This is a genomic window from Niallia sp. Man26 (genome assembly GCF_022049065.2).
GTDB lineage: Bacteria > Bacillota > Bacilli > Bacillales > Cytobacillaceae > Niallia.
In genome coordinates this window covers 1,126,728-1,149,661 of the sequence record NZ_CP095743.1, presented here as the reverse complement: position 1 = coordinate 1,149,661, position 22,934 = coordinate 1,126,728, and the positions used below count along the sequence as shown (strand labels likewise).

General features: G+C 39.5%; 17 protein-coding genes. 3 read left to right on the top strand and 14 right to left on the bottom strand.

What is annotated here, in order from left to right:
• Positions 1-126: 126 nt before the first annotated feature.
• Complete coding sequence (locus L8T27_RS05740; protein WP_233317817.1) at positions 127-924, bottom strand: NUDIX domain-containing protein; 798 nt, start codon at positions 922-924, stop codon at positions 127-129.
• 295 nt (positions 925-1,219) lie between these two features.
• On the opposite strand from L8T27_RS05740, the gene L8T27_RS05735 reads away from it, so the two are divergent.
• Complete coding sequence (locus L8T27_RS05735) at positions 1,220-3,190, top strand: methyl-accepting chemotaxis protein (RefSeq protein WP_237941101.1); 1,971 nt, start codon at positions 1,220-1,222, stop codon at positions 3,188-3,190.
• A 57-nt stretch (positions 3,191-3,247) separates the two neighbouring features.
• Here the strand turns inward: L8T27_RS05735 and L8T27_RS05730 are convergent, their stop codons facing one another.
• Entirely contained in the window at positions 3,248-4,840 is a 1,593-nt protein-coding gene (locus L8T27_RS05730) for an ATP-binding protein (RefSeq protein WP_237941100.1), read from the bottom strand.
• Between the two features lie 256 nt (positions 4,841-5,096).
• Between L8T27_RS05730 and dpsA the strand changes: the two genes are divergently transcribed.
• Positions 5,097-5,957, top strand: a complete 861-nt coding sequence (gene dpsA / locus L8T27_RS05725; protein ID WP_233317824.1) for a dipicolinate synthase subunit DpsA — start codon at positions 5,097-5,099, stop codon at positions 5,955-5,957.
• Between the two features lie 48 nt (positions 5,958-6,005).
• On the opposite strand, the gene L8T27_RS05720 is transcribed toward dpsA, so the two are convergent.
• From L8T27_RS05720 to xylA, 3 genes are all read right to left on the bottom strand, one after another.
• A complete protein-coding gene (locus L8T27_RS05720; protein WP_233317826.1) occupies positions 6,006-6,989 on the bottom strand; it encodes an aldo/keto reductase in 984 nt (327 codons plus the stop codon).
• Positions 6,990-7,010: 21 nt separating this feature from the next.
• Positions 7,011-8,507: a xylulokinase gene (gene xylB, locus L8T27_RS05715; RefSeq protein ID WP_237941099.1), complete on the bottom strand. Its 1,497-nt coding sequence runs from the start codon at positions 8,505-8,507 to the stop codon at positions 7,011-7,013.
• 76 nt (positions 8,508-8,583) lie between these two features.
• Positions 8,584-9,915 carry a xylose isomerase gene (gene xylA, locus L8T27_RS05710; RefSeq protein ID WP_237941098.1) on the bottom strand — a complete coding sequence of 444 codons (1,332 nt, stop codon included), beginning with the start codon at positions 9,913-9,915 and terminating at the stop codon, positions 8,584-8,586.
• Between the two features lie 261 nt (positions 9,916-10,176).
• On the opposite strand from xylA, the gene L8T27_RS05705 reads away from it, so the two are divergent.
• The gene (locus L8T27_RS05705) at positions 10,177-11,358 is read left to right on the top strand and encodes an ROK family transcriptional regulator (RefSeq protein WP_237941097.1); all 1,182 of its coding nucleotides are present in this window, start codon (positions 10,177-10,179) and stop codon (positions 11,356-11,358) included.
• A gap of 240 nt (positions 11,359-11,598) precedes the next feature.
• Here the strand turns inward: L8T27_RS05705 and L8T27_RS05700 are convergent, their stop codons facing one another.
• The 9 genes from L8T27_RS05700 to L8T27_RS05660 all read right to left on the bottom strand — a co-directional run bounded on the left by L8T27_RS05700 (position 11,599) and on the right by L8T27_RS05660 (position 22,782).
• A complete protein-coding gene (locus L8T27_RS05700; RefSeq protein ID WP_237941096.1) occupies positions 11,599-13,659 on the bottom strand; it encodes an alpha-glucuronidase family glycosyl hydrolase in 2,061 nt (686 codons plus the stop codon).
• Between the two features lie 35 nt (positions 13,660-13,694).
• Positions 13,695-14,540 (bottom strand): SDR family oxidoreductase, encoded by an 846-nt coding sequence (locus tag L8T27_RS05695; RefSeq protein WP_237941095.1) that lies wholly within the window; start codon positions 14,538-14,540, stop codon positions 13,695-13,697.
• Positions 14,524-15,633, bottom strand: a complete 1,110-nt coding sequence (uxuA, locus tag L8T27_RS05690) for a mannonate dehydratase (protein WP_233317836.1) — start codon at positions 15,631-15,633, stop codon at positions 14,524-14,526. The genes L8T27_RS05695 and uxuA overlap by 17 nt, the downstream gene beginning before the upstream one ends.
• Positions 15,634-15,700: 67 nt before the next feature.
• The gene (locus L8T27_RS05685; RefSeq protein ID WP_233317838.1) at positions 15,701-16,372 is read right to left on the bottom strand and encodes a GntR family transcriptional regulator; all 672 of its coding nucleotides are present in this window, start codon (positions 16,370-16,372) and stop codon (positions 15,701-15,703) included.
• Between the two features lie 62 nt (positions 16,373-16,434).
• Positions 16,435-18,447 (bottom strand): beta-galactosidase, encoded by a 2,013-nt coding sequence (locus tag L8T27_RS05680; protein WP_237941094.1) that lies wholly within the window; start codon positions 18,445-18,447, stop codon positions 16,435-16,437.
• Between the two features lie 26 nt (positions 18,448-18,473).
• The gene (locus L8T27_RS05675) at positions 18,474-19,163 is read right to left on the bottom strand and encodes a DUF624 domain-containing protein (protein WP_237941093.1); all 690 of its coding nucleotides are present in this window, start codon (positions 19,161-19,163) and stop codon (positions 18,474-18,476) included.
• A gap of 62 nt (positions 19,164-19,225) precedes the next feature.
• Entirely contained in the window at positions 19,226-20,854 is a 1,629-nt protein-coding gene (locus tag L8T27_RS05670; protein WP_237941092.1) for an ABC transporter substrate-binding protein, read from the bottom strand.
• An 83-nt stretch (positions 20,855-20,937) separates the two neighbouring features.
• Entirely contained in the window at positions 20,938-21,807 is an 870-nt protein-coding gene (locus L8T27_RS05665; RefSeq protein WP_233317848.1) for a carbohydrate ABC transporter permease, read from the bottom strand.
• Positions 21,808-21,819: 12 nt separating this feature from the next.
• Positions 21,820-22,782: an ABC transporter permease gene (locus L8T27_RS05660; RefSeq protein ID WP_233317849.1), complete on the bottom strand. Its 963-nt coding sequence runs from the start codon at positions 22,780-22,782 to the stop codon at positions 21,820-21,822.
• Positions 22,783-22,934 lie beyond the last annotated feature (152 nt).

Genomic DNA, 22,934 nt, shown 5'->3' with positions numbered 1-22,934 from the left:
GATTATTCCTCCCTTAACTAAAAATTTGCTGATTTAGAATTTTAAAGTTATTTGTAATTAACAATTTACAAATTACTAACCTTAAAGAGAAGGAGGAAAGCTGCTCTCTTTCCTTCTTTTCAGATATTAATGATAAATGGATTCCACTATTTCAAAATCATTAAAAACATACAGCTGTGATGGTCTGAATGAATTCCTTTTCGTTTTTTTCGGCGTTCCGTCTGCATCTAATGCTTTTTCAATGAACGGAAGCTTTGGCGCCTTTGTGAAAAAAACGGAATCATTTGAGATTCTAGGGTCTTCTCCTACCGTCAACAAAACGCGCTGCAGCTCAGACAATGTAAATTCCTTTGGCAAGAAGCTTTTTGCTGCAGTTGTGGTAATCATGTCACGTTTTATAAACATATGGGCATCTGCAATAATTTTTTCGTGATCAAAAGCTAATTTCAACTGAGTTACCTCTTCCATATCAAACAGCTCCACTTCTGCTGCGTCATCGTTCGCCTCGCGCTTTTGAATATATTCCTCAGGAACAATGGCGTAAAAAGCATTGGAAATCATCCAGCCCCGTGGATCTCTTGTGACATTGTCATACACACCAAAATGCTTAATATGCAAACCATCAACATTTGTCTCTTCCTTTAATTCCCTTTTCGCAGCTTCTAAAGCTGTTTCTCCTTTGATTGCATCAACAAAGCCCCCAGGAAGAGCCCATTTTCCGCCCTCAATATTTGGGTTTCCGTCGTTATCCGCGTCTGCCCGCTTTATGAGTAACAGTTTTAATGTCATTATTGGAGGTGCCTTTTCTTCTTTTCTTTCTGAGACGATTGTGAAAATGGCAATATCAGCAGTATAGCCGTCTGGAGTTCGGTACTTTGCCGAATCATAGTTTGCCAGAACTTCTTTTTCTGTTTTATATTTCATGCTTATAAACCCTCTTATCAATCAGTAATTTGTAATTCAATAATTACTTGTTAATGATAATATAACTCCTTTTCCTTCCAAATGCAAGCCTAAAATCAGATCATTTATTTTATATCCACAAAATTAAAATTTTTACAAATAAAGCATTTTCATTTTAGGAATTTTGGCACTAATTAAAATTTTTCAGAAGCAGTGCTTAACTATAATGTTGATGTGCCGAAATAAATCTTAATAAGATTGCTTAACAACGTTAAATAGTTGCAAGTAATCTAAATTTCACTTAAGGAGAAGCATCATGAAAAAAATGAACTTCAAATGGAATTTAAGATCTAAGCTATACACTGCTTTTGCTGTTATTCTTTTACTTCCAACAGTATTAGTAGGATTCCTTTCCTATAACAGCGCAAAACATGAACTGGAAAACAGTTTATTAAAAAGTGCGGAAGAAAATGTAAAGCTTCTTAATTCAAATATAGACAATACCCTTTCCCCAAAGATACATGATGCAAGCTTTTTTGCTGATCTGCTGAATACTGATATGTATGAAGGCGGAGATAATTCTGAAGCATTGCAAAAGTTTACTCAATATATCGGCTTACATCCGGAGGTGCAAACCATCTATATTGGCACAACGGATGGTCAGATGATCTCATATCCTAAAACGGATTTGCCAAGCGATTTTGACCCGCGTGAAAGACCATGGTATCAAGATGGTATGAACAATAATGATGTTGTTGTTACAAGTCCTTATAAAGATGCAAGCACTGGAGAAATGATTGTAACAGTAACGAAAAAGATTGCTGACTCAAGCGGTGTTGTCGCGATTGATATCAACATTCAAAAACTCGAGGAAACAGCAAAAAGCGTAAATATCGGTGAGGATGGTTATGCTATCCTGCTTGATACACAGCAACTGTTCATTGTGAATCCGCTTGAGGAGGCTGGTGCTAAAGCGGAGCAAAGCTATTATAAGAAGATGTTCGAATCAGATAGCGGTATTATAAATTATACTGCTGACAGCGAAAAAAGCGTTATGTATTTCACAACAAATAAGCTGACAGGCTGGAAAGTGGCAGGCACAATGTTTTCATCTGAAACAGAGGACGCTGCTGCCCCAATCCTAAACACGACCTTCCTCGTGATTGCTGCCGCAGTGATTGTTGGCGCAGCCATCGTCATGCTGATTGTACGATCGATTGTTATTCGAGTGAAATCACTGCAACAAACAGCACAGAAAATCAGCAGCGGTGATTTAACAGAAGAAATTCACGTAAAATCAAATGATGAAATCGCCGACCTTACTGCGACTTTCATTGACATGCAGACAAGCTTGCGCGGTTTGTTAAGAAACGTTGAACAAAATGCAGTACATGTTGCCGCCTCAGCAGAAGAGCTGAATGCAAGCGCAGTCCAAACAAGTGAAGCAACAGAACAAGTCGCAGATGCCATCCAAGAGGTAGCAAGCAATGCAGAAAAGCAGACAGCTGGAATGGATGAAAATATTATGTCAGTAGGTAAAATCTCTGCTGGTACAGCATCTATTGCTGAAAGTACTGCAGCTGTTTCGGAATTAACGAGAGCAACTACAGAAAAAGCAGAAGAAGGCGGCCATTCTGTTAAGCAGACTGTCGATCAAATGAACCTAATTCATGCCTCTGTATTAGATTCTAATACAGTAATACGTTCCTTGTATGACCGTTCTAAAGAAATTGGCTCCATACTTGGTGTTATCACAGCAATATCAGAGCAAACAAATCTCCTTGCTTTGAATGCTGCTATAGAAGCAGCTCGGGCTGGTGAGTCTGGGAAAGGTTTTGCTGTTGTAGCAGAAGAAGTTCGCAAACTCGCTGAACAGTCTCAGAATTCAGCAAGCCAGATTTCCGAATTAATTAAGGCAATCCAGCAGGACACAGAAAATACTGTGCAAAAAATGTCTACCGTTGTTGACAATGTGCAAAGCGGGTTGTCTGTTTCGGAGGATGCCATTCAAAAATTCAGCGATATTCTTTCCAGTATGAAAGATATCAATCCGAAAATGGACGTTGTAGCTGACACGATTAAGACTATGCTTACAGTTGTTCAAGTAGTGGAAGGAACGGCCTATGAAGTTTCAGATATTGCCAAAAGCAATGCAGCCTCATCAGAAGAAGTTGCTGCCTCTACACAAGAGCAGCTTGCAGCAATGGAGGAGATTACGTCAGCTTCTCACACTCTGTCTGTCATGGCAGATGAACTTCATGAAATAATTAAGCAATATAAATATTAACAATAAAGACCGCCGCAGATACGCAATCTGCGGCGGTCTTTATTATAGTTTGTTATATTAACTAAGCGGGAGCCTGATTTCAATTGTCGTTCCTTTATTCACAGAACTCTCAATATGAAGATGGCCTTGATGCTGTTCAATGATTTTAATGATCACCATATACCCTAAGCCAGTGCCAGTATCCTTTGTCGTATAAAACGGAAGGCCGAGTCTTTTTATTTGTGCTGGTGTCATGCCAATCCCATTATCCTCTATTTGAATAATCGCTTCTTTATCCTCTGTCACATTTGTGCGAATTTTAATATTTCCCCCATAAGGCAATGCTTCTACACTATTTTTGAAGACGTTCATGAAGACTTGCTTTAATTGATTTTCATCACATTGGACAAAGATATTATCTTGAGCATAGTTTTTTTCTATTAGTATATTGTTCATGTTTGCACTCGCCTGAAAGAGAGAAACTGTCTCATCCATAATTTTCTGCAAATCCTGATTAATGAAATGGACAGCGTGCGGCTTGGACAAAATCAGAAACTCACTAACAATAAAGTTAATGCGCTTTAGCTCTGACATGATAAGGTCATAATGCGACTTTTCCCGAAAGTCTTTTTCCAAATATTGAATAAAACCTTGAATAGTTGTCAGCGGGTTGCGGATTTCATGTGCAACACTTGCAGCCATTTGGCCGACAGCTGTCAGCTTTTCTGAATTTAGCAGCAGCTTTTCTGTATTCTTCTTTTCGGTATAATCTCTGAATTGGGCAAAAGCTCCAACAAGTGTGCCGTTATTCAAGAAAATAGGAAAACAATCAAGCAAAAAAATTAGAGCTTCCTGATCTTTTTCCCGTGTAAAGGTTATTTCTATATCTGTATACGGCCTTTTTGTTAACAAGACATTCTGCAAATATTCACCGAAATACTCCAGGGTTAAATGGCTTGCACCAATAATGTTCTCCTTTTTCCAGCCTGTTATATGTTCAGCATATGCATTGAAGGCAATCAGCTTTCCGCTTTGAGCGGCAACCAATATTCCATTTCTTGTTGTATCCATAATTATTTTGTTTAATATGTTCAGCTCATGGTTTTGTCTGATTAAATCAATTTCCCGTTCAATCGTTTGGTTGACCGTTGACAAAAGGGTCAGCATAAGAGGGCTTGCATGCTCGATATCAGTCATAATGGAAATCGTTCCAAGAACCTTATCCTCTGTCCAGTCGATAATCGGCACAGCATAGCAGGCTTTACGATGGAGATATTCATGGTAATGCTGAGTTCCTACGATTTCTACACTTTTTTTGTGCTTTAACGTCAAGGAAATCGCATCAATGCCGCAATCCTCTTCTGTAAAGCGAACTCCTTCTTTAATTCCGAGAGCTTCAGCATCCCGCATGCTCTGCTCATGACCAAGATTTTTTAACAGATACCCCTCTGCATCACAGACAGAAGCGATTATAGGCATCTCTTTTAACGAATCGAGGAATTTATCGAGAAAATAGATGACCACATCCAAGATTTCCTGGTACTGCATATGCTTTTGTAATAATTCCTCTTCATTTAATCTTTCCGAAAAAACAGTAATAGCGGTAGGCTGCAAGCCATTTTCGCGGAACTTAGCTTTCATTAAATTAAAATCAATAGCTGCTTTCTCCATTATAAATTGCTCCTGTTTCCATCCTTTTATATTAAATGTTAATTTATCACAATAAATAGTGCTTTTCTCACACTTCACTAAAATTATATCATAACAAAAAAAATCCCACATGGAGATGATAAATTCTATAATTTCTAACAAAAATTTGAAAAAACTTTGTTCTATGAAAATATATATTATCATAACTACAGGACTATTTTTTACAATTGGCTATTATTATTAGTAGTGTGCTAATTTAATTTTCAGGAGGGATTAGATGATTAACCAACATACAATTCTGATTATCGGCGGTGATCAGCGTCAGCTGCATGTAATCGAAAAGCTTGCCAAATCAGCTGGACAGATTATATTAACAGGTTTTGAAAATGTACAGCTTGAGTATGCCAATGTATGCAAACAGCATATCTCAGAAGTTGACTTCAGCAGTTTGGACAGCATCCTTTTGCCTATCCCAGGTATCGGCAATGATGGAAAAGCAGAATCCAAGTTTTCCAGTGAAGACATTTATTTGACGGAGGATATGTTCCGCAAAACAAAGGAAAACTGCTGCATTTATTCTGGCATTATCACTCCCTTTTTAGAATACATAAAAAAAACAACCGGACGAAACATTGTGGCTATTTTTGCAAGAGATGATGTTGCTATCTTAAACTCTATCCCGACTGCCGAAGGAGCTTTAAAAATCGCCATTGAAGAAACGGATTACACGATTCATGGCTCTCATGTATTAGTTCTTGGGTTTGGAAGAGTAGGAATGACTGTTGCCCGTCTCTTTTCAAATCTCGGCGCTGTTGTCAGTGTTGCTGTAAGAGAGTCTGCTGACAGAGCACGTGTTCAGGAAATGGGCTTAACACCTGTCTTATTTAAACATTTACCTGATGAGCTTGACCAGCAAAATATTCTGATTAATACTGTTCCCTTTCATGTTTTGACAAAACAGCTGCTTGATAAGCTGTCAGACCAAACATTAATCATCGATCTCGCTTCTCGGCCTGGCGGAACCGATTTTGCTTATGCAAAGGAAAAAGGAATATCTGCAATCCATGCCCTTGGACTGCCGGCAAAGGTTGCACCCGTTACAGCTGGTGAGATTATTGCAGATATCATACTAGAATAATCTATAAAGTTAGGAAAATAATAAAAAAGGGGCAGTGCCCCTTTTCCTTCAATACGGTCCTCTGATGCTGTTTTTTACGTTCTGTTGATAAAAATGGTTAAGCCGCGTTTTTTCCTCCTGTGTAAAAGGTGCTTCATCCAGCGCTGCTAAGTTTGCAAGAATTTGGTTTTCATTTTTGAAGCCTGGGATAATGCAGGACACTTCCTCATGATCAAGTATCCATCTTAAGGCAGCAGATGCCATCGATTGACGTCTATCACCAATCCACGCAATCTGCTCCGTGAGCTCAACACCCTTTGAAAAACCGAGTCCGCTAAAAGTCTCTCCGATATTAAAGGACTCCCCATTTTCATTAAATGCGCGATGATCATCTTTTTCAAAGCGGTGCCCCTGCGTAAATTTGCCTGTTAACAGGCCGCTTGCCAGCGGCAGGCGAACTAAGATACCCGTTCCCTTCTGCTTTGCTTCTGGCAGCAATTTCTCTAGAGGCTTTTGACGGAAGATATTAAAGATAACCTGCAGTGAATCTACCCCTTCATGCTCAAGACACAGCAATCCCTCTTCCACTGTTTCAACACTGACACCATAATGCTTTATTTTCCCTTCCTGCTTCAAACGGTCCAGCACTGCAAAAACTTTACCGTCCTGAAGGATTTCAAGGGGCGGACAATGAATCTGATATAAGTCAATTGCTTCTCTGTTCAAGCGCTTCAAGCTGTTTTCGCAGAAGGTTCGAACATTTTCATAAGTGTAGGTGTCGGCTGCATGAATATCTCCGCCTCGGCAAAATTTTGTCGCAATGTGAATATCCTCTTCCTTCCCCTTAGACACCTTAGCCAGCAATTCCTCACTGTGTCCATTCCCATAGACATCGGCCGTATCAAAGAAATTCACCCCTTCCCCTATTGCCCTGTCAAGCGATTTCAGTGCCTCTTCATCATCCGTTTTCCCCCATGAACCGCCAATCGCCCATGTTCCAAAACTGACCTCGCTTATCTTCAGACCTGTTTTCCCCAGCTCTCTATACTTCATATTAGAGCCTCCTTGTTTCCATTATTTTCGAAACTGTGTTAACTCTTCAGACAGCATTTTGGTTTGACCATAGACCTTCTTGTAGATTCGGTATAATTCTTCATACCTTTTTACATTCTCTTGAATAGGCTCATATTCCTTCACAGTCTGCAACATCGTGTTCGCACACTCCTCTAATGACGAAAACCACCCTGCTCCAACTGCTGCAAGCATGGCCGCTCCCATCCCTGGCCCTTGTTCACTTGATAGCTTCAGGACTTTTGCATTAAAGATATCTGCCTGCATCTGCAGCCACGCTTCATTTTTGGCTCCGCCGCCAATTGAGATAATTGTGTCGATTGTCTTACCGTGCTCTCGAAAAATCTCAATTGATTCATTTAAGGAAAAGGTAATACCCTCCAGTACAGCACGAACAAAATCTCGGCGTTTATGTGTTGCATCTATTCCTATGAAACTGCCCCGAATCAATGCATCTGCATATGGTGTTCTCTCACCTGCTAAATATGGGGTAAATAACAGTCCGTTTGACCCAATTGGAACAAGATTTATTTCTGCCAGCATTTCCTCAAAACCATCATGCTCGGCAAAAGTATCTTTAAACCAGCTCAAGCTGTGACCTGCTGCTAATGTCACTCCCATCGTATAATAGGCATTTTCCTCTCCATGATTGAAGTAATGTACCTTTCCTTGAAAATCCTTCTCTGCTTTTTCTTCATAGGAAAGCACAACACCAGATGTGCCGATGCTGCAAAGTGTTTTCCCACTCGCCAGAATACCTGCGCCGATTGCTCCACAAGCATTATCCGCACCGCCGGCGAACACTTTGCATTCAGGAGACAGCCCTGTTTTCTCCGCAACTTCTGCTGTGACAGTTCCAACAAGTGCATGTGATTCAACAAGCTGCGGACAAAGACTAGCATCAATGCCGAACAATTCACAAAGCTCTGCACTCCATTCTTTTTTACTTATATCTAACAAAAGAGTGCCTGCAGCATCGGAGTATTCTGTATGTATGCTGCCAGTGAGCCTGTACCTGAGATAATCCTTTGGCAGCATGAAAACAGCGGCTTGTTTGAAAAGATCTTCTTCATATTGCTTAACCCATAACAGTTTCGGCAAAGTAAAGCCTTCTAATGCCGGATTTTTTGTGATAGAAAGCAATTTTTCACCAGCCTTTTCCTCAATTAACCGGCACTGCTCTGTTGTTCTCGTATCATTCCAAAGTATCGCGTTTCGCAATACTTGATTTTCCTTATTGAGCAGGACAAGGCCATGCATTTGACCTGAGAAACTTATCCCGTCAATATCCTCTTTCTCCCCTTCGAACACTTCTATGATTTCAGTGAAGCCCTCAAGTGTTTTGTTCACCCACTCCTCAGGGTCTTGTTCACTGTAGCCTGATTTTTCATGGATCAAAGGATACGACTTTGATACCTCATGAGCGACATTTCCGTTTTTATCAACAAGTAAAATCTTTACAGCACTTGTACCTAAATCTACTCCAAAGCAATACTTCATGTCAGATCACCTCATTTAGTCATTTACCTTACCTGTTAAAAAATGTGCTGGTATGATCCCCAGCACATTCTCTCTTTTATACGCGTACTTGCGCTAATGTTTCCAACAAATATTGATTCACAATCGCCTTCAAGCGTTCTTGGCGGCCAGACTTATTTGTCACTTCACCAATTGCAAGAGCATGTTGCTCCAGTTTATGGAGGTTAGTTCTTCCTTCGACGATATCAAGGCCAATTCCTTCCTTAAAGCTTGCATAGCGGTCAGAAATAAAGTCTTCTAGAACTCTATCCTCAATTAGCTTATTGGCAACCTTAAGGCCGATTGCAAAGGAATCCATCCCTGCAATATGTGCATGGAAAAGATCTTCCGCATCAAAAGAGCCTCTGCGCACCTTCGCATCAAAGTTTAAACCGCCTTTGCCAAGTCCGCCATTCAGCAAGATTTCATACATGGCTAAAGTGGTGCTGTATAAATCTGTCGGGAACTCGTCTGTATCCCAGCCAATCAATGTATCACCTTGGTTAGCATCAACAGATCCAAGCATGCCGTTAATTCTCGCTACTCTCAATTCATGCTCAAAAGTGTGACCGGCAAGCGTCGCATGGTTTGCTTCAATATTAAACTTAAAGTGATCCTGAAGATCATATTTCTGCAGGAATGCCAATCCTGTCGCCACATCAAAATCATACTGATGCTTTGTCGGTTCTTTTGGTTTTGGTTCGATTAAGAATGGAGCATCAAAACCGATTTCCTGTGCATAGTCAATCGCCATATGGAAGAAACGGGCTAAGTTATCCTGCTCCAGTTTCATATCAGTGTTCAGCAATGTATCATAACCTTCGCGGCCGCCCCAGAACACATAGTTCTCTGCACCAAGCTCCTTGCCAATTTCAAGGCCTTTTTTCACCTTTGCTGCAGCATACGCAAACACATCGGCATTATTGGAAGTTGCTGCACCGTGCACATATCTTGGATGTGTAAACATATTAGCTGTATTCCAAAGTAATTTCGTTTTGCTTGTTTTCATATATTCCTTGATCATCGCTACAATCGGGTCAAGATTATCATATGTTTCTTTTAATGTATTTCCCTCTGGTGCAATATCAGAATCATGAAAGCAGAAAAACGGAGCGTTCAGTTTCTCAAATAATTCAAAAGCTGCTTCCACACGGGCTTTTGCCAAATCTAAACCTTTTAAGTGATTCCAAGGGCGGATGGCTGTACCGCTTCCAAACGGGTCCGTTCCATCTGCTGTGAATGTATGCCAATAAGCTACCGAAAAACGGAGCTGCTCTTCCATGGAAACGCCATTTACTATCTCTTCTGGATTATAGTACTTAAAGGAAAAGGGATTTTTCGATGCTGGACCTTCATACCTGATTTGATTGATGTTTTCAAAATACGCCATTGTTAACTGCCTCCTCATTAAAATTATCGATTTTGATATCGCTTACAAAATAAAAGAAAAAGAAAGTCCTATATTCATTTCTCTCTCTATCTTCTTGTTAGCTATGAAGCTATTATATCAGCACAAACTTAGTTTGTCTATTGAATAAACTAAGTTTGTTGCACTTTGTTTGTTTATTAGATAAACTTAATTCAATATTATTAATGTTTTCCGTTATTAATGATAAAATGGGAATATTATTTTTGACAAAAAGGGGGCTAAATGACGTTTATGCCAATCACTTGGAACCAACAGCTTGTAAAAAAGGAAAATAAGTCACTCGTACTTTCACAAATTATCAATCATACTCCACTGTCTCGTGCAGATATCGCACAGCGTTCTGGCCTTAATAAAGGAACCGTTTCCTCGCTTGTAGCGGAGCTGTTAGAGGAAAAATTTATTAATGAATCAGGTCCAGGCGAATCAAGCGGTGGCCGGAGACCAGTAATGCTCCACTTCAACCACGGGGCAGGATACACAATTGGTCTAGATTTCGGTGTCAATTATATACTTGGCGTCCTGACAGATCTCAGCGGCAATATTATTGTACAAAAGAATGTAGCATACAAAAATATTTCCTATGAAGATACAATGAGCCGACTAGTGGAAATTATCACCGCCTTAATAAGCTCTGCCCCAGCCTCTCCTTATGGTATTGTTGGGATTGGAGTAGGCGCACCCGGTATCGTCGATAAGAAAGGAACACTTTTGCTTGCCCCAAACTTAGGCTGGCACGATATTCATTTTCAATCAGAACTGGAGAAAATCTTTCAAGTACCTGTAATTGTTGAAAACGAAGCGAACACTGGTGCCTACGGAGAAAAGCGGTTTGGTGCGGGTCAGCATGCTGATAACTTGATTTATATCAGCGCCGGCATTGGTATTGGTGCAGGAGTTATCATTAACGGTGAGCTTTACAGCGGATTTAACGGCTATTCTGGTGAAGTCGGGCATATGACGATTGATCGAAACGGAGCCAAATGTACATGCGGCAACAAAGGCTGCTGGGAGCTTTACGCTTCAGAACAGGCTTTACTATCAAAAGCAAACAGCAAGAATCTTAAAAAGGAAAGTGACATTTGTTTAGATGATATTTTACTGCTCGCAAAAAAAGAGGACGAACAAGTAATAAATATATTAGAAGAAATTGGTGAGAACTTGGCTGTCGGCATCATTAATATCATCCATGCCTTCAATCCTGAACAAATCATTATCGGAAATCGGCTTGCTTCCTGTAAACAGTGGCTTGAACCAAAGGTAAAGGAAGTTATCAAAGCATATACTTCCCCGTTTAACCAGACAGATATCAGAATTGATTTCTCCGATTTGTCTCTGCCAGTGTCTGCATTAGGAGCGTCTGCTTTTTCAGCAGAAGCATTTCTGAAGGCACAGCTTCAAAGCTAAACACGATAAAAGCGTAAACCAAAAACGGTTCACGCTTTTTTTTACAGCTTATTTGCGGCAAAACATCCATATTCCATTTCAAAACATATCATAGTAACACCCGTCTCCTGTGTGCACAGACGTTATTATGATAATTGGGAATAATCTTTATCAGGAAATCTCATTCTCCCGAATGCTTGCTACGAATTTGCATCAATTTCCTTTACGCAACTTTGTTCCAAGCCTAAGTCGAATACTTTTCTAATAAATGGTTCTATGCTTGTTGTCGCCAATCCCTGATTTGCGAAAAAAGTAGGAGTTGACAATATCTCTCCATTCCTTGGCATCAGAAAGCTGAACACTTAATCGGTGGAGAACTCCTGTAAATCTCTCTTCATTAATTTTCCCTTTTAGCTTTTGCCAGTCTTGCATCAGCCTCTCTACTTGTTCAACCCCCTCAAAATGGGTGTTATAAATATGCTGAATTACCGTTTCACCAGATTGAAGCACATGCTTATAGGGAACATGGTGAAAGAAAAGCAGCAGCTCATCGGGGCATGTTTCCATAGATTCATATAGTTTATAGTTTTCCTTAAAGTACTGGGACGTGTAGCCTGTTCCGTCTTTAGCTGTACGATTGACACCGATTCCATTGCAGTCAGCAAAATGATAGGTTCCCCAAACCGAATACTCATATCCGTCAATATTCGGCCCATAATGATGGCCGGGATTTACCATCCAGCCGACTCCAAGGGGTGAGGTATATGCTTCGTATATACTCCACGATTTACGCAGCATATCGCATACCTGCAGCATAACTGCTTCATCCGTTCCAAATGTCTGAGCTACCCATTCTTCTGTAATCATCTCCTCCGAATAGTCAGGGTTCCAGGCAAGGCGGCCGTAACCATACAAATTAGCCTGTGCAAGGGTATGTCCCGTCCAGTTCCAATTATCGCCGATGTTCGCTACTGCTGTTATTCCACCATGCTTGTTTCCATAAAGGGAGCCATCGACAGATCTTTTGACAAAAGATTCTTGCCCTTTCGCATAGGTGTCAAAATCCAGTACTTCCTTCCATTGGGGAACAAGATAACATACATGCTTCTGCTGCCCTGTATATTCCTGCGTAATTTGAAACTCTAGCATTTGATTCGTGTCAGGCATTGCTCCGAACAGTGGCGAAACAGGTTCTCTCACTTGAAAATCCATTGGCCCATTTTTGATTTGCAGTATTACATTATCTAAAAACATACCGTTTAGCGGCCTAAAATGATCATATGCGGCACGAGCCCGGTCTGTCTTTCTGTCCCGCCAATCCTGAAGGCAGTTATAAACAAAACAGCGCCAAATTACAATACCGCCAAATGGCTGCAAAGCTTCTGCAAGCATGTTAGCACCATCTGCATGATTTCTGTTATAAGTAAATGGACCTGGACGGTGCTCAGAGTCCGCTTTAATGAGAAAGCCACCAAAATCTGCTATTTCATTGTAAATCTCTTGCGCTTTTTCCTTCCACCAGTTTTGCACTTGCGGATTTAATGGATCTGCAGTGGGTAAGCCGCCAAGCTCCATCGGACTGGCAAAATTAATGCTCAAAAATGTTTTAATTCCATACTTCCTAAAAACTGATGCTAGTTTCGCCACTTCCGGCAAATATTGATCTGTTATTAGCTTTGTCTCTGTTTTATGTACATTGACATTATTTACAGCTATGGCATTAATGCCTACAGAAGCTAAAAGTCTGGCATAATCTTTTATTCTCTCTGAATCAGCTAGGATTTGATCATCTTTATAGAAAATAGAGTTTCCTGCATAGCCCCTCTCGATTGAGCCATCCATATTATCCCAATGATTAATCATCCTAAATTCGTTTGTTGGATTCTCTATTGTTTCCATGTTTATATTTGTACAAGTTTGAAGCATTCGCAATAGATGGAATACGGCATAAAGAATACCCTTATCTGTTTTGCCGATTAAATATAAGCATTCCTCCTTATTGTCCATCCGTATGCAAAATCCTTCTTCATTCAATTGAGAGCTCAGCTGCGCTACATCTATTTCCGCTGGTAACTCAGGGCTGTTTATTGTTGCTAAAACAATGGCGGATGTTTGTCTTTGATTGATTGCAGGCGGGGTGCCGACAATGGCTGATAAGCCTCTGTACAGCTCTTCAACCGCTGTTTGTGTTACATCTGTTTTACTGTATTCGGACACATTAATATTCGTAAAAAAAGCTCTCTTTACTTTTGGATTTCTTTCATATTGAAGCCAGCAGCAATATTCTGCATAATCCTTTTCACTAGTCTGCGAAGCACCCATACTTAGCTCTCCTCTCAAGTTTCATACATCTTAGCCTAAACACCTGAATACGCCATAAATCCGCCGTCAACTGGGATACTGATGCCTGTTACAAACCCGCTTGATGAGTCATCCACAAGCCATAACAAGGTGCCTAATAAATCCTCCGGTTTGCCAAGCCTTTTTTGCGGTGTATGGGCAAGGATTTTGTTTGTTCTTTCTGTATAACTGCCGTCATCATTTTTTAAAAGTGCTTCATTTTGTTTTGTCAAAAAAAATCCCGGAGCAATAGCATTCACTCTGACACCACTTTCGGCCATGTGAACGGCGAGCCATTTCGTAAAGTTCTCTATGCCTGCTTTTGCTGCACTGTATGCAGGCACTTTTGTCATTGGACTTGGTGCGCTCATCGAGGAAATATTGATGATAGTGCCTTTATTGCCAACCATTCTTTTCGAAAAAATCTGCGTTGGAATCAATGTCCCGATAATGTTAAGATCGAAAACATATGAAAAACCTTCCAAGGTCAAATCGAAAAAGCTAGTCAATGTTTTATCCTGAAGGTCCTCAAGCTGTAATGTCTCTTTAGAGGTAATTCCGTTGGCATGATTCCCTCCTGCCCCATTAATGAGTACATCGCAAGCTCCAAATGCCGAAAACACCTTTTTCTCTGCCTGTATTACATCCTCTTTTTGGACAACATCACATTGTACCGCAATCGCCTCTCCACCGTTTTTTATGATGTGATCTGCAACAGCTGCCGCTTTTTCATACGTACGATTAAGTATCGCTACCTTCATTCCCTGTCTCGCCAACTCTTTGGCCATACAGCTGCAAAGAACGCCTCCGCCTCCAGTCACAACTGCTACTTTACCAGTTAATCCCTCATATATTGGAAGCATTTAATGCACTCCTTTTTATATTCTGTTTTCTTTGTTCAAGACTGTCCCAAATGCCCAGAATATACATTATTCCTAAAGCCCTGTCATATAAGCCATAACCTGGCCGAGCCTGCTCCCCCCATATCATGCGACCGTGATCTGGACGGAAATAACCGGAGAATCCTCCGTCATGAAGAACCTCTACAATTTCACAAATATCAAGAGAACCATCTGCACTTCGATGGGAGGACTCCTCAAAGTCACCATTTTCGAATATCTTCACATTTCGGATGTGTACAAATGGAACACGATCCATCTGCAAAAAATGAGCCATAATTTCGGGAATATTATTAGCTGGATTAGCCCCTAATGACCCTGAACAGATGGTGAGTCCATTTGCTGGATTATCGACAAGTTTGACAATCCGCTCTAAATTCTCTTTATTGACAACAATTCTAGGCAGCCCAAACACTGGCCATGGCGGATCATCTGGATGAATGGCCATTTTAATCCCGCAGGCATCTGCAACAGGAATAATTTTCTCCAGAAAATATTTCAAATGTGCAAACAGGTCTTCTTCCGTTATAGCACTATAGGAGCGAAACAGTTCCTCAAGCTTGGCAAGACGCTCTGGTTCCCAGCCTGGAAGTGAAAATCCCTTTGAACCATCAGCTATTTTCTTGACAAGGAAGAAGGGGTCCATATCAGCAAGTTTATTTTTTTCATAAGCAAGTACATTGGATCCATCAGCCAGCTCCTTAGCAAGATCTGTTCGTGTCCAATCAAAAACTGGCATAAAATTATAGCAAATCACTTTTACACCAATTGCTGCTAAGTTGCGGATTGTCTCTTGAAAATTGCTTATATACTTGTCGCGCGAGGGAAGGCCAAGTTTAATGTCCTCATGAATATTCACACTTTCAATTACTTCAAGCTGAAGTCCTTTGCCGTTGATTTCTTGTTTTAATGCCAGCAGCTTTTCCAATGGCCAAACTTCCCCGACAGGAATGTCAAATAAAGCTCCAGCTATCCCCTCCACTCCGGGAATTTGCCTAATATGGTCTAAAGAAACACTGTCATCCTCTGCCCCAAACCACCTAAATGTCACTTTCACACTTTTTTCCTCCAAGCTTTTAAAGTTTCTATATGCTGCTGATAATCAGCACTGCCAATAAATTCACTTATATGAAATAATCGGGATACTTAACTTTAAGGTCATTTTGTTCAATTACAACAAGGCGAAGATGTTGCTCCATTATTTCCATTGCCTCTTTTTTCTTACTCTCGGTTATAAACTGAAAGACTTTCTTATGCTGATAAATAATAATTTCCCAATTAGAATTACTTGTGAGCCTTAAAAGCCTTAATCTATTAAAATGGCTATTTAGTAACTCCAGCATTCTCCATGTTCTTTCCTTTCTGCAGCCCTTAAAGATTAACTGGTGAAATTCCTCATCCAATTCAAACAGTTCATGATGGTTGTTGTGTTTGGCGCAAAGCTCTTGTAAGGCAATATTTTTTTCCAGCTTGTTTTTGTACTCATCAGGAAATAGCTCACACGCAAGTGCAACAATCTCTTTTTCTATTTTTTCTCTTATAAATCGCCCTTCCTCTACATACTCCAAGTTTATTTTTGAAACAATTGTGCCAATCTGAGGTATGACATCAAGAAGGTCTTCTTGGGCAAGCATCATAAAAGCCTCTCTCACAGGTGTTCTACTTACACTGAGTTCATCTGCTATCTCCTTTTCAGAGATTTTTGTGCCTGGCTTTAATTCCAGATTGAGTATTTTTGTTTTTAATATCTGGTAAGAAAAGTCTCTTGTTGAACCAGTGCCTTTTTTAACCGGCATAGGTTTCCTCCTATCTTCCTAGCTGTGGTGCCAACTATAGGAATCCAGATTTCTGCTTAATGTCAGATCTCGCGTCTTAAAATGATGACGTCCTTTGCATCAATCGTTATTTTGTCACCGCTTTTGTATATTTTTTTATCTAAAAGTGAGTAGCTGGCATCATCTATAATGATTTCTTTTTCTTCGTCCCCATGGTTCATAGCAAAGGAAAAGATATAGTTATCCTTCTTGCGCTCTGTTATTTCAACACCAGAATCAGCCTGAATCATACAGCTGATTCCTCTGGACTTTAGTATTGATGCAAATAGCTTCTCAAGAAACTGCCGATTTGGTTGGCTGCCAATGTACCAGCCTTCTCCCTTTCCAAATTTATTTTTTGTTACAGCCGGCATGCCTGCATAAAAATCCTGCCCATATTCGGCAATAGTATCCGCACCCTCTGTCTGAATAACATCATAAATTAAGCTGCAGTCATAATTACCTTTCCAGTCGCCATAGCTGACAACAAGGGAGTTCCTTTCGTTTGGCATCGATGTATCTGTCTCATCAATGCGGATTCCAAGCAAGTTCTTCAGTAATCCCGGATTATCATCCAAAATAGCATTATCATTTTCATCAACAATCCCGCTTAAATAGGTTGTGATGAAGCATCCGCCATTGGCAGTGAATTGCTCTGCTTTTTTATGAAAGTCATCTTTAATCATGTGCAGTAACGGTGCTACAACAACATCATATTTCTCAAGATCACCATCAATGCTGATCATATCAATAGCAATATTCTGCGAAAAAAAGGCCTGATAATAATGAATCATTGTTTGCTGATAGTTCATGTAACGCGTAGGACCGTCTGATATTTCCACTGACCACCAGCTGTCCCAATCGAATACGAATGCTACTTTTGCCGCTGTTTCTGCTGAAATAAACTGATTTCCAACAGCAGACAATTCTTCCCCCAACTTCTTCACTTCTTTAAAAGCCCTTGTATCGTTGCGACTGGCATGGTTAATAACCGCACCGTGATATTTCTCAGAGGCTCCCTTTGATTGTCTCATTTGGAAAAACAGAACAGAATCAGAACCATGGGCAATAGCCTGATAACTCCATAAGCGCATTACTCCAGGCCTTTTCACAGGATTAATATCCCTGCATGCTGTCGTTGTCGGTGTTTGTTCCATCAGCCAAAAAGGCTTGCCTTTTTTCAAGCCCCTCATCAAGTCATGTGTCAAAGCCATCCTTGCCTCTGAGTGCATGTCAGGCGGATAATTATCCCATGAAATGAAATCAAGATGGTCTGCCCACTTAAAATAATCTAGAGGTCTAAACATCCCCATAAAATTTGTTGTTACAGGAACGGAAGGTGTTACTGCCTTTAATTCTGCTTTCTCACCTAAAAAGTTGTTTAAGAGACTGTCAGAATTAAAGCGCATATAATCTAATGTTATGCCTTGAAAAGCTGTTACATTTTCTCTGCCGTAATGTTCACTTAAAGCATTAGGAGCAACAATTTCATCCCAATCATAAAAATAATGAGACCAAAAAATCGTATTCCAAGCTTCATTCAATTTTTCAAGACTTCCGTATTTTTGTTTCAGCCAAACACGAAATGCTTTTTCACAATTTTCACAGTAGCAGGTACCACCATATTCATTGTTAATATGCCAGGCGCTAATATCCATATGGCCGTATCTTTCCGCCATTTTCTTTGCCATTAAACGTGAATATTTTTGATAGATAGGACTATTCGGGCAAGAATTATGCCGCTGTCCAAACTTATGCTTTCTTCCCTCAAAATCGACTCGAGTCACTTCGGGATATTTTTTGGCCAGCCACGGTGGATGCGCTGCTGTTCCCGTTCCAAGACAAATATTTTTGCCCTTTTTCTGAAGCAGTTCCATCACCTTGTCAAAAACAGTAAAATCAAACGTATTTTCATCCTTCTGGATGATGGACCAAGAAAAAACACCGACAGTCAATGTATCAATATTAGCTTCTTCAAACAGCTTCATATCTTCTGACCATACATCCTGAGACCATTGTTCCGGATTATAATCGCCTCCGTAAAGAACTTTTTGCATGACTAATACCTACCTTTCTTTAAAGTCTATTTATCTCGTTTAATGAACGTAGCTTCCACGTCTGTCAGCAATCGGCGGGCGTTCTTGATAAGAAGTAAGCCAATAATACTTGCAACAAACAATAGGATAAAATCAGATGTCAGCATTGTGACGAAAACAATTAACAGCAGAATAAAAATATTTCCAAGCGATGCTTTTACATGTGCAAAACTATAAAAAATGGACAGTTTGAAAATATCTTTTTTTCTGAACTCAAACTTTGCATTAAGAATAAGCATGTTTATGCTTATTAAAACAGCAAGTAAAAACAGGATATAAAGAACAATGGAAATTAGTTGCTCTATTAGTAAAGCTGTCTGATTTAGATATTGCAGGTCTATTAATAAAACACTAAAAACGGCGAGTATCATGCACCATAGAAGTAACGTATTCTTAATATTTGTTTTATAACCATAGAAGTAATCCGAAACAGTAATAGCCTCTTTTGTTCTCAACAACTTTTCCAATACATACAGCAATCCTGATATGGCGGGTCCTGTTGGAATCAGTGCAATCATATAGATAAGAATGTTTGAAAATGAAGGCTCTAATGCCATAAAGAAAAAAATAAAAACAGCATTGACTGAAACAAATAAAAAATTGGCTAAAAGCAGTGAGTAGACATAGTTCGTAAAGGTAAACAGTATACCCTCGCCAAATTCCTTCTTCCCTTCCAACTCTCTGCCCCCCTTTTTAAAAGCTGCCTCTTCCAATAATATTGGTGAGGCAGCAATCGTTATCAGTTGTTCTTTTTATAATCTTGATACGTTTTATTAGAAAGTTCCAAATACTGGTCCAACCCTTGTGTTTTCAATTCTTTTACAAATTGGTCAAATTCACTCAAACTGCGTGACCCTATTATAAATTTAAGTGTATTTTGATCAGTGAAATCCTTTAAAGGTGTGCTCAATAGTGTCGCTTTTTCCCGGTCCTCAATCGTATAAGGAATTGGCGGTTCTGCCGGTATCACCTTTTTTGTATTAGCCATGTTTTCTTGGAATTTTATCTCCTCCTCACTCATCATAGAATGAAGAAGTTCTGTCGTCCCTCCATATGCAAACACGCCGCCTGAGAAACCGTAATCAACACGCAAGTCCTTTGTGCCAGTCGGATTTAAACCGTTATAATTAACATCTTCCGTAAGCTTGCGTGTCCCATCACTTTTCGTATATGTCGTGCCTTCCACTCCCCACTTTGCAAATTCCTGCCCTTCATCGCTGTAGTACAGCCAATCTATAAACTGTAGGATCGCTTTAAAGTAATCGCTTTCTTTTATTTTCGAAGAAATCATCACACCATTCTCAAGCCTGGAGCCTCCCATCAATTGGCCAGCCGGTCCGCCGGGAACAGTGATTTTTTGGATTTTATATTTTCCTTTCCCAATTGTTTTATCCATATCTACCCTATGCAAATTAATTGTCTGTGAATTGCCGTTGATGATAAATGACTTTCCTGTCACAAATTTTTGAATGGCCTGGTCATCCGTTTGTGTAAAGCTTTCTTTATCCAGCAGCTCTTCTTCTACTAATTTATGAAAATAGGTAAGCATATCTTTATATTCATTTGTCGTTGCAGCATAAACAAACTCATCCTTACTTTGATCATAGCTTAATCCATTGCCAAATCCCCATCCTGCTTTTGTGCCAAAGCCTGCAGCAGCAACATTTAATGTACTGTTGAAAGTGAATTGATCAGAAAACGGGATAACATCTGGATATATCTCCTTCAGCTTTTTCATCGTTTCATATAATTCATCCCATGTCGTAGGAATCTCGAGATTATTTTCCTCCAATATGTCTGTTCTCATAAGAAGGGTATAATCTGGCCAAACCTCTTCATGCAAGCCTGGTAATAAGTAGTATTTCCCATCATTCTGCCGCAAGCCTTCCAATTCATCTTCAAGTTTCCATTTTTGCACTTTTTCTTTAAAATTAGGCATCATATCAATATAATCGCTTACAGGCAATATTGCTCCTGATGAAACAAAAGCTGATTCTTCTCCAGGGTAGGTTTTCGGAATGATTAACGGCGAATCACCAGAACTCATTAATAAGCTTCTTTTTTGCGGATAATCACTCATCGGAACAGTTGTAGGCTTTAATGTAACATTTGTCATTTCCTTTAGTTTTTCCCAAAACAACCAATCCTTTTTATAAGGGTAGTTTGGATGGTCAGAATAAAGAATCGATAAATCAAACTCTTCTGTTGCTTTAAATAATTCTCCAGCCTGATAGGATTCCATCGCCCCTTTAGAAGATACTTTTCCATCTGAACTGGCAGGGTTATCTTTCGAGCAGCCGGCAATAACAATGACACACACCAATAATAAAGCAAACAACAGCCTTAATCTTTTTAAGCTTTTTTTCATTTTTTTTCCTCCCCATCTATTTATTAAAAAGTGCATTGAATTCTTTATACAACAAGCTCACTGCACTAAAGACCGCTTTAGCATTACTTGACAGAGCCCAACATGACGCCAGAAACAAAATATTTTTGTACAAAAGGATAGACAGTAAGAATCGGTAAAATGGTGAGCACCATTGTAACTGATTTAATATTTGCAGAAATCTGCGTCAAATTATCTGCTGATGTTGCCCCTGTTGCCATACTGCTCGTTGCTCCTGCAATCATATTCCGCAAATAAATGGTCACTGGGAACAGCTCTTTTTTGTCTAAATAGAGGAAAGCGGAAAACCAGGAATTCCAATACGAAACTGCATAAAACAAAATCATTGTTGCGATAACAGCTTTGCTTAGAGGCAATATAATTTTCAGGAGAATTCCGTAAGTGTTTAACCCGTCGATGGATGCAGCTTCCTCGAGTTCCTCTGGCATGTTTTCAAAAAAGGATTTCATAATCAGCATATTATAAATGCTGATTGCTCCAGGTATTACAATCGCCCACATTGTATTATTGAAACCTAAACTATTAATCAAGACATAATTTGGAATCAAGCCCCCATTAAAAAACATGGTGAAGACGGCAAAAACAGTGAGAAACTTTCTGCCTACAAGCCTTTTTTTCGAAAGGGCATAAGCAAAAATGGTTGTTAAAAACATGGAAATGGATGTGCCTACAACGGTATAAACTACCGTGTTTTTATAGTTGATCCAGAAAATTTTATCGGAAACAACTTTTTTATATGTTTCCATATTAAAGCCCTTAGGTAGCAAGCTGACTTTACCTGCATTAATGTACGCTTCACTGCTGAATGACTGTGCAATAACATTAATAAATGGATATAGGGTACAAAAGACAATTATCAACAGGACAAACACATTAAATACCTTGAATATCTTGTATTGCTTGGATTCTTTCATGCTTTTTCCCTCCTACCATAAGCTTCGTTCTGTTAATTTTCGTGAAATCGAATTGGCAGTCAAGACAAGCACCAACCCAATTATTGATTCAAATAACCCAATTGCTGTCGCATAACTGAAATTATTCGATTCAAGACCGACACGATATAAGTAGGTAGAAATCACATCTGATGTCTCATATGTCAAAGGGTTATAAAGAAGGAGAATTTTTTCAAAGCCTATCGCTAGAAAGCTGCCAGTATTTAAAATCAATAAAGTAACAATGGTGGGTAATATTCCAGGTATTGTGATATGGAGCGTTTGCTTCCACCTGTTTGCTCCATCGATTTTCGCTGCTTCATAAAGTGACTGGTCAATAGTGGTCAGTGCAGCTAAATATAAAATCGCTCCCCATCCCATTCCTTGCCATATCTCTGAACTAATATATATCGTGCGAAACCATTCTGCACTTTGGATAAAATTCACCTTTTCACCTGTAAAAAACTCAACAATAGAATTAATAGAACCATTAAGTGCTGTCAATTGCAGGATCATTCCCGCGATAATGACAATTGATAAGAAGTGAGGCAAGTAGGATGCAGTCTGTACAAATCTTTTAAATTTAGTTGATTTGATTTCATTTAGAAGCAATGCAAACAGAATTGGCATTGGGAAGCAAAACAACAAGGTTAAACCACCCAAAATGAATGTGTTTTTAAAAACATTCCAAAAAACTGGATCATTAATAAACATCTTGAAGTAGTAAAGCCCAACCCATTCTTCCCCGTAAACTTTTCCACCTGGCATATACCTTCTAAAGGCAATCACATTTCCAAGCATTGGGCCGTACTTAAAAATCAAAAGATAAATAATGGGCAAAATCAACAGGGAATATAACTGCCAATCCTTGCGAATCGCAATAAGGGATATCTTTATCTTGCTTTTTTTCGTCTTAACTGATGCCTTTTTTGTTCGTTTCACTATTTCTGTCTCCATTAAAATCCCCCTCATCTTTTAGGATGGAATAAAGCTGTGCACTCAAAAAATGAATACATTCATAAACTAAAGTGTTCACAAACTAACTAAACGGAATACTAGTATGGTAGTTTGCCGTCAGCAAGATCTGTTTAATAAATGTTATTTTAGTG

Excerpts from the sequence above, each read along its gene's own strand:
- L8T27_RS05740 (WP_233317817.1), bottom strand. The coding sequence starts at position 924 with ATGAAATATAAAACAGAAAAAGAAGTTCTGGCAAACTATGATTCGGCA.
- L8T27_RS05730 (WP_237941100.1), bottom strand. The coding sequence starts at position 4,840 with ATGGAGAAAGCAGCTATTGATTTTAATTTAATGAAAGCTAAGTTCCGC.
- xylB (WP_237941099.1), bottom strand. The coding sequence starts at position 8,507 with ATGAAGTATTGCTTTGGAGTAGATTTAGGTACAAGTGCTGTAAAGATT.
- L8T27_RS05735 (WP_237941101.1), top strand. The coding sequence starts at position 1,220 with ATGAAAAAAATGAACTTCAAATGGAATTTAAGATCTAAGCTATACACT.
- L8T27_RS05695 (WP_237941095.1), bottom strand. The coding sequence starts at position 14,540 with ATGCTTCCAATATATGAGGGATTAACTGGTAAAGTAGCAGTTGTGACT.
- L8T27_RS05670 (WP_237941092.1), bottom strand. The coding sequence starts at position 20,854 with ATGAAAAAAAGCTTAAAAAGATTAAGGCTGTTGTTTGCTTTATTATTG.
- L8T27_RS05705 (WP_237941097.1), top strand. The coding sequence starts at position 10,177 with ATGACGTTTATGCCAATCACTTGGAACCAACAGCTTGTAAAAAAGGAA.
- L8T27_RS05700 (WP_237941096.1), bottom strand. The coding sequence starts at position 13,659 with ATGGGTGCTTCGCAGACTAGTGAAAAGGATTATGCAGAATATTGCTGC.
- xylA (WP_237941098.1), bottom strand. The coding sequence starts at position 9,915 with ATGGCGTATTTTGAAAACATCAATCAAATCAGGTATGAAGGTCCAGCA.
- L8T27_RS05660 (WP_233317849.1), bottom strand. The coding sequence starts at position 22,782 with ATGGAGACAGAAATAGTGAAACGAACAAAAAAGGCATCAGTTAAGACG.
- L8T27_RS05680 (WP_237941094.1), bottom strand. The coding sequence starts at position 18,447 with ATGCAAAAAGTTCTTTACGGAGGCGATTATAATCCGGAACAATGGTCT.
- L8T27_RS05720 (WP_233317826.1), bottom strand. The coding sequence starts at position 6,989 with ATGAAGTATAGAGAGCTGGGGAAAACAGGTCTGAAGATAAGCGAGGTC.
- L8T27_RS05685 (WP_233317838.1), bottom strand. The coding sequence starts at position 16,372 with ATGCCGGTTAAAAAAGGCACTGGTTCAACAAGAGACTTTTCTTACCAG.
- dpsA (WP_233317824.1), top strand. The coding sequence starts at position 5,097 with ATGATTAACCAACATACAATTCTGATTATCGGCGGTGATCAGCGTCAG.
- L8T27_RS05665 (WP_233317848.1), bottom strand. The coding sequence starts at position 21,807 with ATGAAAGAATCCAAGCAATACAAGATATTCAAGGTATTTAATGTGTTT.